Source organism: Streptomyces sp. NPDC088553, from assembly GCF_044752965.1.
Classification (GTDB): Bacteria; Actinomycetota; Actinomycetes; order Streptomycetales; family Streptomycetaceae; genus Streptomyces.
In genome coordinates, this window is record NZ_JBIVMG010000003.1 from 423207 (window position 1) to 438204 (window position 14998).

Annotated in this window: 13 protein-coding genes; 7 read left to right on the forward strand and 6 right to left on the reverse strand. The window is 72.5% G+C overall.

Translation table 11 applies throughout. The annotated features are described in order from the left end of the window. Positions 1-140: 140 nt before the first annotated feature. Positions 141-1067: a glycerophosphodiester phosphodiesterase gene (locus ACIP8Z_RS11285; RefSeq protein WP_402081628.1), complete on the forward strand. Its 927-nt coding sequence runs from the start codon at positions 141-143 to the stop codon at positions 1065-1067. A 3-nt stretch (positions 1068-1070) separates the two neighbouring features. Here ACIP8Z_RS11285 and ACIP8Z_RS11290 read toward each other — a convergent pair whose 3' ends face one another. The 3 genes from ACIP8Z_RS11290 to ACIP8Z_RS11300 are packed head-to-tail and all read right to left on the reverse strand — an operon-like array spanning position 1071 to position 3348. Beyond that, positions 1071-2135 (reverse strand): CU044_5270 family protein, encoded by a 1065-nt coding sequence (locus ACIP8Z_RS11290; protein ID WP_402081630.1) that lies wholly within the window; start codon positions 2133-2135, stop codon positions 1071-1073. Next, entirely contained in the window at positions 2132-2797 is a 666-nt protein-coding gene (locus tag ACIP8Z_RS11295; protein WP_402081632.1) for an RNA polymerase sigma factor, read from the reverse strand. Before ACIP8Z_RS11295 ends, ACIP8Z_RS11290 begins: the two co-directional genes overlap by 4 nt. After that, positions 2794-3348: an HD domain-containing protein gene (locus ACIP8Z_RS11300; protein ID WP_402081634.1), complete on the reverse strand. Its 555-nt coding sequence runs from the start codon at positions 3346-3348 to the stop codon at positions 2794-2796. The genes ACIP8Z_RS11295 and ACIP8Z_RS11300 overlap by 4 nt, the downstream gene beginning before the upstream one ends. Before the next feature lie 126 nt (positions 3349-3474). Between ACIP8Z_RS11300 and ACIP8Z_RS11305 the strand changes: the two genes are divergently transcribed. Then, positions 3475-4407, forward strand: a complete 933-nt coding sequence (locus ACIP8Z_RS11305) for an LLM class F420-dependent oxidoreductase (RefSeq protein WP_402081636.1) — start codon at positions 3475-3477, stop codon at positions 4405-4407. Here ACIP8Z_RS11305 and ACIP8Z_RS11310 read toward each other — a convergent pair. Both ACIP8Z_RS11310 and ACIP8Z_RS11315 read right to left on the reverse strand, forming a co-directional pair. Next, on the reverse strand, positions 4396-6687 hold the full coding sequence (locus tag ACIP8Z_RS11310) for an MMPL family transporter (RefSeq protein ID WP_402081639.1): 2292 nt from the start codon (positions 6685-6687) through the stop codon (positions 4396-4398). The genes ACIP8Z_RS11305 and ACIP8Z_RS11310 overlap by 12 nt on opposite strands. A 124-nt stretch (positions 6688-6811) precedes the next feature. Continuing rightward, a complete protein-coding gene (locus ACIP8Z_RS11315; RefSeq protein ID WP_319313751.1) occupies positions 6812-7516 on the reverse strand; it encodes a DUF2470 domain-containing protein in 705 nt (234 codons plus the stop codon). A gap of 197 nt (positions 7517-7713) precedes the next feature. Between ACIP8Z_RS11315 and ACIP8Z_RS11320 the strand changes: the two genes are divergently transcribed. Together ACIP8Z_RS11320 and ACIP8Z_RS11325 are read left to right on the forward strand one after the other, a co-directional pair. After that, positions 7714-9033 (forward strand): hypothetical protein, encoded by a 1320-nt coding sequence (locus ACIP8Z_RS11320; protein WP_402081641.1) that lies wholly within the window; start codon positions 7714-7716, stop codon positions 9031-9033. A 122-nt stretch (positions 9034-9155) separates the two neighbouring features. After that, positions 9156-9623, forward strand: coding sequence for a hypothetical protein (locus ACIP8Z_RS11325; protein WP_402081643.1), 468 nt, complete (start codon positions 9156-9158; stop codon positions 9621-9623). 37 nt (positions 9624-9660) lie between these two features. On the opposite strand, the gene ACIP8Z_RS11330 is transcribed toward ACIP8Z_RS11325, so the two are convergent. Then, positions 9661-9936 carry a hypothetical protein gene (locus tag ACIP8Z_RS11330; protein ID WP_402081646.1) on the reverse strand — a complete coding sequence of 92 codons (276 nt, stop codon included), beginning with the start codon at positions 9934-9936 and terminating at the stop codon, positions 9661-9663. Between the two features lie 93 nt (positions 9937-10029). Between ACIP8Z_RS11330 and ACIP8Z_RS11335 the strand changes: the two genes are divergently transcribed. From ACIP8Z_RS11335 to meaB, 3 genes are read left to right on the forward strand one after another with little or no spacing between them, the layout of a single operon-like run. Then, a complete protein-coding gene (locus ACIP8Z_RS11335; RefSeq protein ID WP_402081648.1) occupies positions 10030-11841 on the forward strand; it encodes a methylmalonyl-CoA mutase family protein in 1812 nt (603 codons plus the stop codon). Then, entirely contained in the window at positions 11841-14015 is a 2175-nt protein-coding gene (scpA, locus tag ACIP8Z_RS11340; protein WP_402081651.1) for a methylmalonyl-CoA mutase, read from the forward strand. The genes ACIP8Z_RS11335 and scpA overlap by 1 nt, the downstream gene beginning before the upstream one ends. Continuing rightward, entirely contained in the window at positions 14012-14995 is a 984-nt protein-coding gene (meaB, locus tag ACIP8Z_RS11345) for a methylmalonyl Co-A mutase-associated GTPase MeaB (RefSeq protein ID WP_402081654.1), read from the forward strand. The genes scpA and meaB overlap by 4 nt, the downstream gene beginning before the upstream one ends. Positions 14996-14998 lie beyond the last annotated feature (3 nt).

Consider the following 14998-nt stretch of genomic DNA (forward strand, 5'->3'; position numbering starts at 1 on the left):
TTCCGCCGGTTCCGGTGCGCACCCCCGCGGTGGTTCTCCGGAATTCCCTCACGCATCCGGCCTCCGCCGTCCACGGCACGAAGCGGGCACCGCTCCGTGATCCGGCCCGATCGGCCCGTCGCCCCCTAGTGTGGGCGGACATGAGAGACCCTCACCCGCCCGCCGCCTCCCGGCCCCGCCGGCGCCGCGGGACCGCCGGCCCGGTCGTCGTGGTCACCGCCGTCGCAGGTGTCGCGGCCGTGCTCGTCGCCACCGCCCCGCCCTCACTGGCCGCGCCTCGCTCCGCGGCGGACGGCGCCGCGGCGACGAGTCCCTGGATGCGCCCGGCCGGAGCGCCGGTGACCGTGATCGCCCACCGGGGGGCCTCATCGGCCGCCCCCGAGAACACCCTGATCGCCGGCGAGGTCGCCCGGCGGGGCGGGGCCGTCTGGATCGAGAACGACGTCCAGCCCAGCGAGGACGGCGTGCCGTACGTCCTCCACGACACGACCGTCGACCGGACGACGGACGGCACGGGGCCGATCCGCTCGCTGACCTCGACCGAGCTGGACTCCCTCGACGCCGGTTCCTGGTTCGCCCCGGCGTTCGCCGGCATCCATGTGCCCACCCTGGAGGCGCAGTTGGAGGATCTGCGACGGCGGGGCGGAAAGCTGCTGCTCGAGGTGAAGGGGCACCACACCTACGACCAGGTGCGCCGGATCATCGAGCTGGTGCGCGAACAGGGCATGACCGACCGGGTCTTCGTCCAGAGCTTCGAGGTCGAACACCTGCGGTACGTCCACGAGCTGGCCCCCGAACTGCCCTTGGGGCTGCTGCGGGACATCCTGGACGCCGACCCCGTCGCGCTCGCCGAGGACCTGCACCTCGCCTCGTACAACCCCTCGGACCGGGCCCTGTCCGCCCGCCCGGAGCTCGTCGGCGCCCTGCACGCGGCGAGTGTCGCCGTGAACGTCTGGACGGTCGACAGCCCGGCCCGCTGGAAGGCCCTGGACACCCTCGGAGTGGACGGGATCATCACCAACCGCCCCACGGAGCTGGGCGGTTGGTCGTCCGGACGGGCGTCCTGAGGCCTACGGCACCATCTTGATGTCGTCGACGAAGGCCCGGACCATGATCGCGTGGGTGAAGACCACGGTCCCGGGCTTGATCAGGCCGCCCTCGCCGCCCTCACCCTTGACCTGGACGGTGCGCTCGCCCAGGAAGGTGAAGGTCTTGCTGTCGAAGATCCACTCGGTGCGCTGTCCGCTGGCCTCGTCGAGCCGCGCGACGGCGACGCCCTTGCGGCCGGCGGCGTCGGTGGCGCTGTCCACCGTGACGACACCGGGGATCTTCGCGGCGGCCCGGTAGAGGGCCGCCGTCAGCTTCGGGCTCGGCCAGCTCTCGACGAGCAGGTCCCCGATGGTGGTGAAGGCCTGCTGGTCCTTGCCGTTGCCCTGCCCCTCGGTCTCCTTGTAGATCTTCCGCAGCAGCGCGTCGGGGTCGGTGGGGAGGCTCGCGAGGTAGTCGTGGGAGGGCGCGCCGAGGTGGGGCGTCGGCACGTTGCCCTGCTCGTCGCGTCCTTCCAGGGTGATGCCCTCGGGGCCGGTGTTGCCGGGCTCGATCAGCCAGCCCTTGAGGCCGTCGGGCGACCGCCAGGACTGCCGGGTGTGCAGGGGTTCGCTGACGAGGCTGCTCTCGCCGCCCACGGTCTTCACATGGGTGTTCGCGGAGCGCGTCTCGATGTAGATGTACTGGCCGGCACGGCTGCTGGGGGCCTCGGCCCCGGCGGCGGCGAGCGAGATGCGGTCGAGGAGGCGGGGCGCGCCCTTGGCGTCGGCGACGCCGATGGTGGTGGTGAGGGCGGGGCCGGTGGCGCGGTCGAGGGGGGCCTGGGCATCGCCGGGGGTGAGGACGAGGACGCCGACGGCGAGCGCTCCGGCGAGTGCGGTGGCGGCGGGCAGCAGGATCGCCTTCCGCAGGAAGGGGTTGCGCGGGGTACGGGCGGCGGCGGCGCGGCGGTCGTCGTGGATCTGGTTCATCAGGCGCTCCTTGTGGAACTGGTGGCGGCCCTGAGGAAGGTCGTGTTCCTCGATCGCCGGGAGGCCTCCGGTCTCGTGCCGGTTCGCCGTACGGGTCTTGTCCGGGTCGGGGTTCATCGGATTCCTTCCTGCGCGGGCCGGACCGCGTTCACGCGATCACCTGTTGTCTGTCGGGTGCGGGAGGCGGGTTCCCGGTTTTCCCGGGCGAGTTCGCTTCTCTCCCGGGCGAGTTCCTCCTCGGCGCCGGTACGGAGCTTGGCGCGGGCGCGGGAGAGCCGGGAGCGGACGGTGCCGACGGGGACGCGCAGGGCCTGGGCCACCTCGGTGTAGGCGAGGCCCTCCCAGAGGCAGAGGACGAGGACTTCGCGTTCGGTGCGCCGGAGGGTGCCGAGCGCCCGCAGGGTGGCGGCGATGCGGCGCCGGTCGTCGATCCGGCCCGCGACCTCGGAGGCGTGGTCGGGTACCGAGGCCCCGGCCTGTCCGGCGGCGGCGTACGCGTCGGCGGCCGCGCGGTAGCGGCGGTTGCCGCGGCAGTGGTTGCGGGAGACGTTGGTGGCGACGCCGAGCAGCCAGGGCCGGAGCGATCCCCCGTCCGGGTCCACCTTCTGCCGGAGCCGCCAGGCCTCCAGGAAGGTCGCCGCCATGACGTCCTCGGCGACCGACCAGTCGCCGGTCAGCCGGAAGGCGTGGTTGTAGACGCTCCGGGCGTAGGAGTCGAAGAGTTCGGCGAAGGCCGAGGGGTCTCCGTCCCGGACACGGGCGCGCATGTCGATGTTCACGTCTCTCGTCTGTCCGGCCCCCGGAGCGGGTTCCCGTGACCCGCGTCACACCGGGTGGCGAGTTCTGCCAGGAGTTCGGGGTTGACGATGCGCAGGATGGTCGCGATGTGCTCGGGTTCGGCCGCCGCCCACAGGGTCTCCCGGGCCGCGCGGTACTTGGCGGCGAGCCGGGCCCGCTGTCCGGGCGGCAGGGCGGCGGCCCGGTCCGAGCGGCTGTTGTGGGCGTTGTCGGCGATCTTCACGAGGGTGGCGTCGGGGTCCTCGGTGATCCGGCGGATCTTCTCCTCGTACGCCGTGCCGGGTGTGTTGGTCACGGCCTCGACGACGGCGACGACGCGGTCCGGGATCCCGGCGGCGCGCAGCCGTTCCGCCGTCCACGCGGTGTCCTCGATGACGTCGTGGAGCAGCCCGGCCATGGCCAGGTGCGGGCCGAGCGGTTCCAGTCCCGCGGCGACCGCCCGGACGTGCTCGACGTACGGGACACCGGTCTTGTCGGTCTGTCCGGCGTGCGCGCGGCCGGCGAGCGCGTCCACCTCGGGGAGAGTCGTCATCGCCCCATCATGGCGGGGGCCAGGCCTCCGCCCCGTCTCCGCTCCCCGCCGGCCGCTCTCCGGCGTGCAACGCACTCTTCACACACGGCGGGAATCCCGTTCGCGGTCGGGCCGGTTGGATTCGGTATGACTCTCGGAGTAACGCTCGGTTCGACCGCCGTCCAGCGCACGATCGACAGCACGGTGCGGCTCGCGCGGGAGGCGCGTGACGCGGGCCTGCACTCGGCGTGGTTCGGCCAGACCTTCGCGTACGACTCGCCCTCCCTGGCCGCGATCGTCGGGCGCGAGGTGCCCGGTCTCCAGGTCGGGACCTCCGCCATCCCCGTCTTCGGCCGCCATCCGCTGCTCGTCTCCAGCCAGGCGCAGACCGCCCAGGCGGCCACCGGCGGCCGCTACCACCTCGGGCTCGCCCTCGGCACCCGGCATCTGACCGAGACCGGTTTCGGCATCCCGTACCGGCGGCCCATCGGTCTGCTCAGGGAGTTCCTCACGGCGCTCCGCCCGCTGCTCGAGACGGGCAGCGCCGACTTCCACGGGGAGCTGCTCACCGCGACGACGCCGTACTCGGCGGCGGTGCCGGGCGCCCGGCCGACCGTGCCGGTCCTTGTCGCCGCGATGGGTCCGCAGGCCCTGCGCGTCAGCGGTGAACTGGCCGACGGGATCCTGCCGTTCCTGGCGGGGCCGCGCGCGCTCGCCGAGCACATCGTCCCCACCGTCACCGCCGCCGCGGCGGCGGCCGGCCGGCCCGCGCCCCGGATCGTGGCCCTCGTCCCGGGCGTGGTCACCGCGCGGGCCGAGGTGGAGGCCGTACGGGAGAAGGCCGCCGAGGCGCTCGCGCTGTACGAGCGGATTCCGTCCTACCGGCGGGCGATCGAGGCGTCCGGCGCCGCCCGGGCGGCCGAGATCGCCGTGATCGGCGACGAGGAGACGGTCGCCGCGGAGGTGCGGCGCTACCGCGAGGCGGGGGCGACCGAGGTGGTGTTCACGGCGACGGAGCTGAGCGGGGAGGACGACCGCGTACGCACCTGGAAGCTGCTCGGCGAACTGTCACGGGGCTGAGCCTCGACCCTTCTTCGCGCCGGCCGCCGCCGGTTCCACCTCTCCCTCGCCCTCGGTGTCCAGGTGGGGCAGGATCCGGTCCAGCCAGCGCGGGGTCCACCAGGCGTGCTTGCCGAGGAGGGTCATCACCGCGGGCACCAGAAGCAGGCGCACCACGGTGGCGTCGATGAGGACGCTGGCCGCCAGGCCGAGGCCGAGCATCTTGACCACGATGTTGTCCGAGACGATGAAGGCCGCGAAGACGCTCACCATGATCAGTGCGGCACAGGTGATCACCCTGGCGGTGATCTCCAGCGCGTGGGCCACGCTGGCCTTCGGATCGCCGGTGCGCAGCCATGCCTCACGGACGCGGGAGAGCAGGAAGATCTCGTAGTCCATGCTCAGGCCGAAGACGATGGCGAACATCATCATCGGCACATAGCTCTCGATGGGCACCTTGCCGGAGACACCGAGCGCGGGCCCGCCCCAGCCCCACTGGAAGACGGCCACGACCACGCCGTACGAGGCCGCGATGGAGAGCACGTTGAGGACGGCGGCCTTCACCGCGACGAGGAGTCCGCGGAAGACGATGAGGATGACGAGGAAGGCGAGCCCCACCACCACGGCGATGATCAGCGGGAGCCGGCTGGAGACGAGGTCGAGGAAGTCCACCTGGGCGGCCGTCGTGCCGGTGACGTAGGTCTTCGCCTCGGTGCCGGCCGCGGCCTGCGGCAGTACGTCGTCGACGAGGTGGTTGGTCAGCTGGGTGGTCTTCTCGTCCTGCGGGGAGGCCGCCGAGTAGGCGGTGCCGACCAGGACGTCCCCGTCGGAGGTGGCCTGGAGCGGGGTGATGTAGGCCGCGTCGGGGACACCGGTCAATGACTGCTTCAGCTTGTCGGCGAGGTCCGCGCGGTCCGCGGAGGGCACGGCCGTCTGGTCGACGACCACGGTCAGCGGGCCGTTCGCGCCGGGCCCGAAGGCGGTGGAGATGAGGTCGTACGCCCGCCGGTCCGTGAAGGACTTGGGGTCGGCGCCGTCGCCGATGTGGCCGAGCTGGATGAACAGCAGCGGGAAGGCCAGGACGAGCAGCACCAGGACGCCGCCGGTCAGGAACCACCAGGGGCGCTTCTCCACCCGCTGCGCGTACCGGTGCCAGGTGCCGTGCGCGGGCGCTCCGGGCTCGGCGTCGGTCTCCGCCACGGGCTTGCGCACGTGGTAGCGGTCGATGCGCTTGCCGACGAGACCGAGCATGGCCGGGACCAGGGTGAGCGCGGCCAGGACCGCGGTGACGACCGTGAAGGCGGCCGCCAGGCCCAGTTTGCCGATAAAGCTGACGCCGGAGACCCACAGGCCCGAGAGGGCGATGATGACCGTGCAGCCGGAGACCAGGACGGCGCGGCCGCTGGTGGTGGTCGCGAGACCCGCCGAGTCGGCGGGATCGTGCCCGTTCATGAGGTTCTGGCGGTGGCGGGTGATGAGGAAGAGGGCGTAGTCGATGCCGACGCCCAGGCCGATCATGGTGGCGAGGGTGGGCGAGACCGTGCCGAAGGTGAAGGCCGCCGCCATCAGACCGAGGAGCGCGAGGCCGCAGATCGCCCCGAGGAGCGCGGTGATCAGGGGCAGGACGGCCGCGATGACGCTGCCGAAGCCGATGAGGAGCACCACGATCGCGACGGCGAAGCCGATCGCCTCGCTGGTGCGGTCGTCGGCCGCGGGCCGGGCGAGTTCGCCGAGGGGGCCACCGTACTCGACGTCCACGCCCGCGTCGCGGAGCGGCTGGACGGCGGCGTCGACGCCGGGCAGGTAGCCGGTGCCGAGGGTGGAGGGCGGCACGCTGAAGCGCACGGTGATGTAGGCGGTCTTGCCGTCGGTGGACAGCGGGCCGGTGTTGGGGACCCCGGCCGGCAGGGCGGGCGGGGTGGTGCCCGGCGGCGGCAGGGGGTTCTGGGCGCCGATGACGTCGGGCAGTTTCTCCAGGGCGGCGACGGTCGAGTTGATGACGGACGCCTCGTCCGTGAGCGGCCCGGAGGTCCTGTTCAGGACGATCTGCGACGTGTAGCCGGCGGCCGCGGGGTCGTGCGCCTGGAGGGCGTCGAGGCCCTCCGTCGACTGCACCCCGGGGAGGTCGAAGTCGTCGGAGTACTGCCCTCCGACCGCCCTGTCGGTGATCTGGAGTCCCACCATCGCCGCCAGCCACAGCGCGATGACGACGATGAAGTGGCGGGCGCACCAGTGCCCCAGTCGGTAGAGCGCACCCTTGGGAGGTGTCGGCCGGGTGGCGGCCGGGCTTCCTGCGTTCATGGGCAAGACGGTGTCCCGTTGGGAAGTCCCCGAGCGGTCCCCCGCACCGACCGTGCGCGGGTCTACCCGTCCATTGTTCGCCCGCCCCGCCCCTCCGGCATCTCGACCGGCGCGACGGGTCGGGTCAGGTCATCAGGCTGTTCGGGTGGGAGGAGCGGCGGGCGGCGGCGAGCAGGGCGTGGATCCGGGGGCCGGCCTGGTCGATGTCGGTGACGGGGGTGGGGAAGGGCAGCCGGACGTCCTGGTGACCGGCGGGGTGTTCGAGGCGCAGGGTGATGCCGTACCGGTCGAGCGCGACGGGGAGGGCGCGGACCATGTCCCGCGCGGGACGCGGCCGGACGAGGCGCAGCAGCAGGGGGACGAGTTCGCTGTGACCGTCGACGAGATGGGTCAGCATGGACGCCTCGCAGGAGGCCATCGGGTCGATGTCCGTCGCGTGGAGTTCTTCCAGGGTGATGTAGCTCCGGCCGTCGGCGTCCTCCAGGAGGGCCTGGCCGAACTCCATGCAGATGCTCGCGGTCGCCTCCTGCTCGTACGGGGCGGCGAGGAGTCCCGTCAGGGTGACGCGCGCCCTGAGCCGTTCGCGTACGGGGGTGGGGGCGATGTCGGTGAACTCCAGGCGCACGGGGATCCGCGCGGCCTGCCCGGTGTGGCTCTCCTCGGACGGGTCGTGGAGGTGGATGTGGCCCATGGGTCCGGTCCCGTCCAGGAGGTGCACCTCCTGATGGAGTCCGTCGGAGACGACCGTCATCGAGTGCGCGGCGGCCAGGATCGATCGCACGCGCTCGGCGGGGGTGGGCCGCGTGACGCGGGTGGTGAAGGGACGCATCCGAGTTCTCCCGGGACAGGTGACGGAGACAGGCCGGAGACTGCCGCTCAGGACCATTACTTAGGTAAGCCTAAGCTAACCCATCCCTAACTCGCTACGGGACGGCGAAATCCGGCACGGCGCGGGGTGGCTGACACCTCATGTGATGATCTCCCTTTCGCTTTCCGGATCCACCGCACGCCCCAGGGGGAGAGACCATGGGAACCACGGACGCCAACGGCGTCGATCTGTCCGGCGTCACCGGCAGACTCATCCAGACCGTCGACCTGGTGAAGGGCCCCGCACCGCAGGCGATCGCCACCGACACCGTCAACGGGCACATCTTCGTCCTCCAGGTGGAGAGCTCGGCCACGGCCCCGCAGGGCAACCTCTGCCTCAACCGCATCCACCGCGGGACCGGCGTGGTCACCGGCTCGATGCAGCTGAAGGGCTTCGGTCACGGACTCTCGATGGGCGCCGAGCCGGTGGGCGCCGACACCTACCTCTGGACCGAGGTCGGCCCGCTGCAGCTCTCCGCGGACGACGCCGCCTTCGGCAAGGCCGTCACCCGGTTCCGCTTCGTCGACGGAGGGGTCCTCGACGGAGCCCTGATACCGCAGAGCCAGAAGTTCACCCCGCCCGGCAGCACGTCCAGCACCGGCCCGTCGCTCGACCCGGTGAACAACCAGCTGTGCGTCATGTACCACAAGGACGGAAAGCGGCACTTCACCCGTTACGACGCCGCCGCGGCGGCGGCCGGCTCGTGGGTCCCGGTGGGCACCACCTTCGTCATGCCGGCCGGCGAGGACGTCACTCCCGAGGTGCCGAGCCCCTATCCGCTGCAGAAGACCCTCGTCTCCCAGGGGTACACGGCACTGGGCGACGTCCTGTACGCGTACCAGTGGGCGCCGTACGACAAGAAGAACGTCCCCGAGATACCCGACGCGTTCCCGGGGATCGCGTTCCTCACCTCGTACTCGTGGACGACCGGCGAGCGCATCGACCGCCAGGTGGTCACCAACGCCGACGGGCTCACCCGCCGCGAGCCCGAGGGCGTCGCCGGCGAGGTCGACCCCGCGACCGGCGAGACCCGGCTGCTCTTCGGCTTCAGCAACACCGTCCCCGGCACCACCGGTTCCCGTGACGTCACGATCGGCTGGTACCCCACCAAGCCCGCGGTGGACGGGATCAAGGTGCTCGCCGACTGGGAGAACCTCGCGCTCGAAGCCGGCGTCTCCCCCGGCGCCGAGCGCCCGCGCGGACGGCTGATCGCCCTCGCCGGCACCACCTACCTCCAGCTGCGCGGCACCGTCACCTGCTCCCCCGGCCTGACCGCGGACAGCAGGATCGGGACCCTGCCGCACCGGCTGCGCGCGACGCACCTGACGCGCCAGAACGTGCCCCGCAACAACAGCGCCGGCCGCTGTGTGTGCCGGATCGAGACGGACGTCACCGGCGCCCTCCGCGTCTACGGCGCCACCAGCGACAACGCCATCACCTGGATCGACTTCGACGGCGTCTCCGTCGCCTGGCGATGAGCACCCCCGTGGACGGCCCCGTTCCCAGCCAGGCGCGCAGCCCCGTGGACGGCCCCGTTCACAGCCAGGCGCACAGCCCCGTCACCCCGCCCGCACGCCCCACCCGATCCGGAGGATCGCGCATGACCCAGCCCACCACCAGCCGCCGCTCCCTGCTCACCGCGGCGCTCGCCGCCCCCGCCGTCGCGGTCGCGGGCCCGCTGCTGTCGGCCACGCCGGCCGCCGCGGACCCCGTGGACGGCTGCCAGGTCGTCGTCGACTGGACGGCGATCACCGTGGACCCCGCCGTGGTGAACGAGCCCGGCGCGCCGGCCGAGGCCCGCGTGATCCGGCTCGCGGGGACGGAGTTCCTCCAGCTGCGCGGCACGGTCACCTGCGCGTTCACCGCCGACGGACGCCTCGGCACGCTGCCCGCCACCATCCGCCCGGCCAAGCTGACCCGCGGCGTCTGCCCCCGCAACAACAGCCTGGGCATCAACGCGGTCCGCATCGAGGCCAACACGGCCGGCGCCGTCAACGTCTACGGCCCCCAGACCACCAACAAGGTGACCTGGATCCAGCTGGACAACTTCTCCTCCGTCATGCGCTGAGACCGCGCAACACCTCGGCCGTCCGGCGACACGCCCCTCACGGCGTGTCGCCGGACCAGTCGAGGCGGCCCGGATCGCCGGGGCGCGGGTCGTACAGCGACCGGCCCCCGGCGCCGTACCGCCCCAGCTCCGTCTCCAGGACGGCACCGGCCGCCCGCTGCTCCGGCGTACGGTCGGTGACGTCGAGCAGCAGCCCGTCGAGCGGGCCGCCGACCAGCTCGGCGTAGACACGGCCGGGCCTCGGGCCCGGCCTGGGGTCGTCGTGGTCCTGGCCGTAGACCCGACCTCTCAGCAGCTCCTCGTCCCTGTCCATACGAGACAGCGTCCCAGCCGCCACTGACAACGAGAAGAAGGTCACAGTCGTACGCCCTCCTGCTGCTTTGTCGATCTCCCCTAGCATCCGAGCATGACGGTCCTGCCTGACGACGGGCTCACCCTGGCGTCCGAATTCCCCGAAGCGCCACACGAACAGTGGCAACACCTTGTGGCAGGTGTCCTGCGCAAGTCCGGCAAAGAGGTGTCCGGCGACGCCGCCGAGGACGCCCTTTCCACACTCCTGGAGGACGGCCTCGACGTCCGGCCGCTGTACACGGCGCGCGAGACCGCGCCCGACGCCGGGCTCCCCGGCTTCGCGCCCTTCGTGCGCGGTGGCCGCGCCGAGGGCAACACCCTGGGCGGCTGGGACGTGCGCCAGCGGCACCTCGCCGCCGACAACGACCTGGTCCTCGCCGACCTGGAGAACGGCGTCACCTCCCTCTGGCTGGGCGCCGGCGGCACCGGCATCCCGGTCTCCTCGCTCGCCAAGGTCCTCGACGGCGTCTACCTCGACCTGGCGCCGGTCGTCCTCGACGCGGGCGGCGAGACCGCGGCGGCCGCCGAGCTCCTGTTCGGTCTCTACGAGGAGCGGGGCGTCGCCGACGACGCGGCCCGCGGCAACCTCGGCGCGGACCCGCTCGGCCACGAGGCCCGCACCGGCCGCCCGGCGTACGACCTCGCGTCCGTGACCGGACTCGCGCGCCGCTGCGCCGACCGGTACCCGGGGCTGCGCGCCCTGACCGTGGACGCCCTGCCGTACCACGAGGCCGGCGGCTCGGCAGCGCAGGAACTCGGCTGCTCCCTCGCGACCGGCGTGGCCTATCTGCGGGGTCTGACCGAGGCCGGACTGAGCGTCGCCGAGGCGTGCGCACAGCTGGAGTTCCGGTACGCGGCGACCGCCGACCAGTTCCTGACCATCGCCAAGCTCCGCGCGGCGCGCCGGCTCTGGGCCCGGGTGGCCGAGGTCTGCGGCGCCCCGGACGCGGGCGCCCAGCGCCAGCACGCGGTGACCTCGACGGTGATGATGACGCGCCGCGACCCGTGGGTGAACATGCTGCGCACCACGGTGGCCACGCTCGCCGCCGGAGTCGGCGGCGCCGACAGCGTCACCGTGCTCCCCTTCGACGACGCGCTCGGCCTGCCGGACGCGTTCGCGCGCCGCATCGCCCGCAACACCTCCACCGTCCTCATCGAGGAGTCGCACCTCTCCCGGGTCATCGACCCGGCGGGCGGCTCCTGGTACGTGGAGCGGCTCACCGACGAACTCGCGCACGCCGCCTGGGAGTTCTTCCAGGTCATCGAGCGGGCGGGCGGCCAGGAGGCCGCACTGCGGTCCGGTACGGTCGGCGAGCGCCTCGCCGAGACGTGGGCCGCGCGCAGCAGGAAGCTCGCCACCCGCCGCGAACCCATCACCGGCGTCAGCGAGTTCCCCCACCTCACCGAGAAGCCCGTCGAGCGGACGCCCGCGCCCGCGCAGCCGGCCGGCGGCCTTCCCCGGGTCCGCCGCGACGAGGCGTACGAGACCCTGCGCGCCCGCTCGGACGCCCACCTGGCGGCGACCGGCGCCCGGCCCCGGGTGTACCTGGCCGCGCTCGGCCCGGCGGCCGCGCACTCGGCCCGCCTCTCCTTCGCCGCGAACCTCTTCCAGGCGGGCGGCATCGAGCCGGTCACCGAGGGCACGTTCGAGGAGAGCGGCGCCCGCGAGGCCTGCCTCTGCTCCAGCGACGCGCTGTACGCGGAGCAGGCCGGGACCGCGGCGGCGGAGCTGCGCGCGGCGGGCGCCGAGCACGTCCTCCTCGCCGGTCGTCCGGGGGACCACCCCGGTGTCGACTCGTACCTCTTCGCGGGCTGTGACGCCGTCGCCCTGCTCTCCACCGCCCTCGACCGCATGGGAGTGTCCTGATGTCCATCCCCGATTTCTCCGGGATCGAGCTCGGGGCGCCGACCGCCGACGGCGGTCCCGACGCGTGGCGCGCGGCCGTCAAGAAGGCCACCGGCGGGGACGACCTGCTCTGGGAGACCCCGGAGGGCATCGGCGTCAAGCCGCTGTACACCGGGCAGGACCTGGAGGGCCTGGACTTCCTCGACACCCGTCCGGGCATGGCCCCGTACCTGCGCGGCCCGTACCCGACGATGTACGTCAACCAGCCCTGGACGATCCGTCAGTACGCGGGATTCTCCACGGCCGAGGAGTCGAACGCCTTCTACCGGCGCAACCTCGCGGCCGGGCAGAAGGGCCTGTCGGTCGCCTTCGACCTGCCGACCCACCGCGGCTACGACAGCGACCACCCGCGCGTCACCGGTGACGTCGGCATGGCCGGCGTGGCCATCGACTCGATCTACGACATGCGCCAGCTGTTCGACGGCATCCCGCTGGACAAGATGACCGTGTCGATGACGATGAACGGCGCCGTGCTGCCGGTCCTCGCGCTGTACATCGTGGCCGCCGAGGAGCAGGGCGTACCGCCCGAGAAGCTGGCCGGGACCATCCAGAACGACATCCTCAAGGAGTTCATGGTCCGCAACACGTACATCTATCCGCCCGGGCCGTCGATGCGGATCATCTCCGACATCTTCGCGTACACCTCGCAGCGGATGCCGCGCTACAACTCCATCTCCATCTCCGGCTATCACATCCAGGAGGCGGGTGCGACGGCCGACCTGGAGCTGGCGTACACGCTCGCCGACGGTGTGGAGTACATCCGCGCGGGCCGCGAGGCCGGGCTCGACGTGGACGCGTTCGCGCCGCGCCTGTCGTTCTTCTGGGCGATCGGCATGAACTTCTTCATGGAGATCGCGAAGCTGCGCGCGGCCCGGCTCCTGTGGGCCAAGCTGGTCAAGCAGTTCGACCCGCAGAACGCCAAGTCCCTCTCCCTGCGCACCCATTCGCAGACCTCGGGCTGGTCGCTCACCGCGCAGGACGTGTTCAACAACGTCACGCGCACCTGCGTCGAGGCGATGGCGGCGACCCAGGGCCACACCCAGTCGCTGCACACGAACGCCCTCGACGAGGCGCTCGCCCTGCCGACCGACTTCTCCGCCCGGATCGCCCGCAACACCCAGCTGCTGCTCCAGCAGGAGTCGGGCACCTGCCGGACCATCGACCCGTGGGGCGGCAGCGCGTACGTCGAGAAGCTCACCTACGACCTCGCGCGGCGCGCCTGGAAGCACATCCAGGAGGTCGAGCAGGCCGGCGGCATGGCGAAGGCCATCGACGCGGGCATCCCCAAGCTGCGCGTGGAGGAGGCCGCGGCCCGTACCCAGGCCCGGATCGACTCCGGACGGCAGCCGGTGATCGGCGTCAACAAGTACCGGGTCGCGACCGACGAGCAGATCGACGTCCTGAAGGTCGACAACTCCTCCGTGCGCGCCCAGCAGATCGCGAAGCTGAAGCGGCTGCGCGAGGAGCGCGACGAGCAGGCCTGCCAGGACTCGCTCGCCGCGCTCACCCGGGCCGCGGGCGGCGAGGGCAACCTCCTCGAACTCGCGGTGAACGCGGCCCGCGCGATGGCGACCGTCGGCGAGATCTCCGACGCCCTGGAGAAGGTCTACGGACGCCACGCCGGCCAGATCCGTACGATCTCCGGTGTGTACCGCAACGAAGCCGGCGCGTCCCCCTCCGTGGACCGCACCCGGGCCCTGGTGGACGCCTTCGGCGAGGCCGAGGGCCGTCGGCCGCGCATCCTGGTCGCCAAGATGGGCCAGGACGGCCACGACCGCGGCCAGAAGGTCATCGCCACCGCCTTCGCCGACCTGGGCTTCGACGTGGACGTCGGCCCGCTGTTCCAGACCCCGGCCGAGGTGGCCCGTCAGGCCGTCGAGGCGGACGTGCACATCGTCGGGGTCTCGTCGCTCGCGGCCGGACACCTCACGCTCGTACCGGCGCTGCGGGAGGAGCTGGCGGCGGAGGGCCGCGAGGACATCATGATCGTGGTCGGCGGGGTGATTCCTCCGCAGGACGTGGCGACGCTCCTGGAGATGGGCGCGGCCGCCGTGTTCCCGCCGGGCACCGTGATCCCCGACGCGGCCCACGACCTGGTGACGCGTCTGGCGGCCGACCTCGGACACGAGCGGTGATCGATCTCGACACGTACGTCAAGGGCGTACGTGAGGGGAAGCGGGCGCTGGTCGCCCGCGCGATCACCCTCGTCGAGTCGACCCGCCCCCAGCACCGGGCACTCGCCCAGGAGCTCCTGACCGAACTCCTTCCGCACAGCGGGAACGCCGTGCGGATCGGGATCAGCGGAGTGCCCGGTGTCGGCAAGTCGACGTTCATCGACGCGTTCGGCACGATGCTGACCGGGCTCGGCCACCGGGTCGCGGTGCTCGCCGTCGACCCGTCGTCGACCCGTACCGGCGGCTCCATCCTCGGCGACAAGACGCGGATGGAGCGGCTGGCCGTCGACCCGGCCGCGTTCGTACGGCCCTCCCCCAGCGCCGGCACCCTCGGCGGGGTCGCCAAGGCGACCCGGGAGTCGATGGTCGTGATGGAGGCCGCGGGCTACGACGTGGTGCTCGTCGAGACCGTGGGCGTCGGCCAGTCCGAGACCGCCGTCGCCAACATGGTCGACTCCTTCCTGCTGCTCACCCTGGCCCGCACGGGTGACCAGCTCCAGGGCATCAAGAAGGGCGTCCTGGAACTCGCCGACGTGGTCACCGTCAACAAGGCGGACGGCCCGCACGAGCGGGACGCGCGCGCCGCGGCCCGTGAACTCGCGGGCGCGCTGCGGCTGATGCACGGAGCGGACTCCTTCTGGACGCCGCCGGTGCTCAGTTGCAGCGCCCGGGAGTCGGCGGGCCTCGACGAGGTCTGGGACCGACTCGAACAGCACCGCGCCCTGCTGGACTCGACCGGCCGGCTCACGGCCAAGCGTCACGACCAGCAGGTCGACTGGACCTGGACCATGGTCCAGGACGAGCTGCTGCGCCGCCTCCACGCGGACCCGGCGGTCCAGGACCTCGCGCCCGCCCTGGAGCGGCGGGTGCGTGCGGGCGAGCTGACGGCGACGCTGGCCGCCGAGCGGATCCTGGACGCGTTCGGGGAGCGCAACGGCTGACAC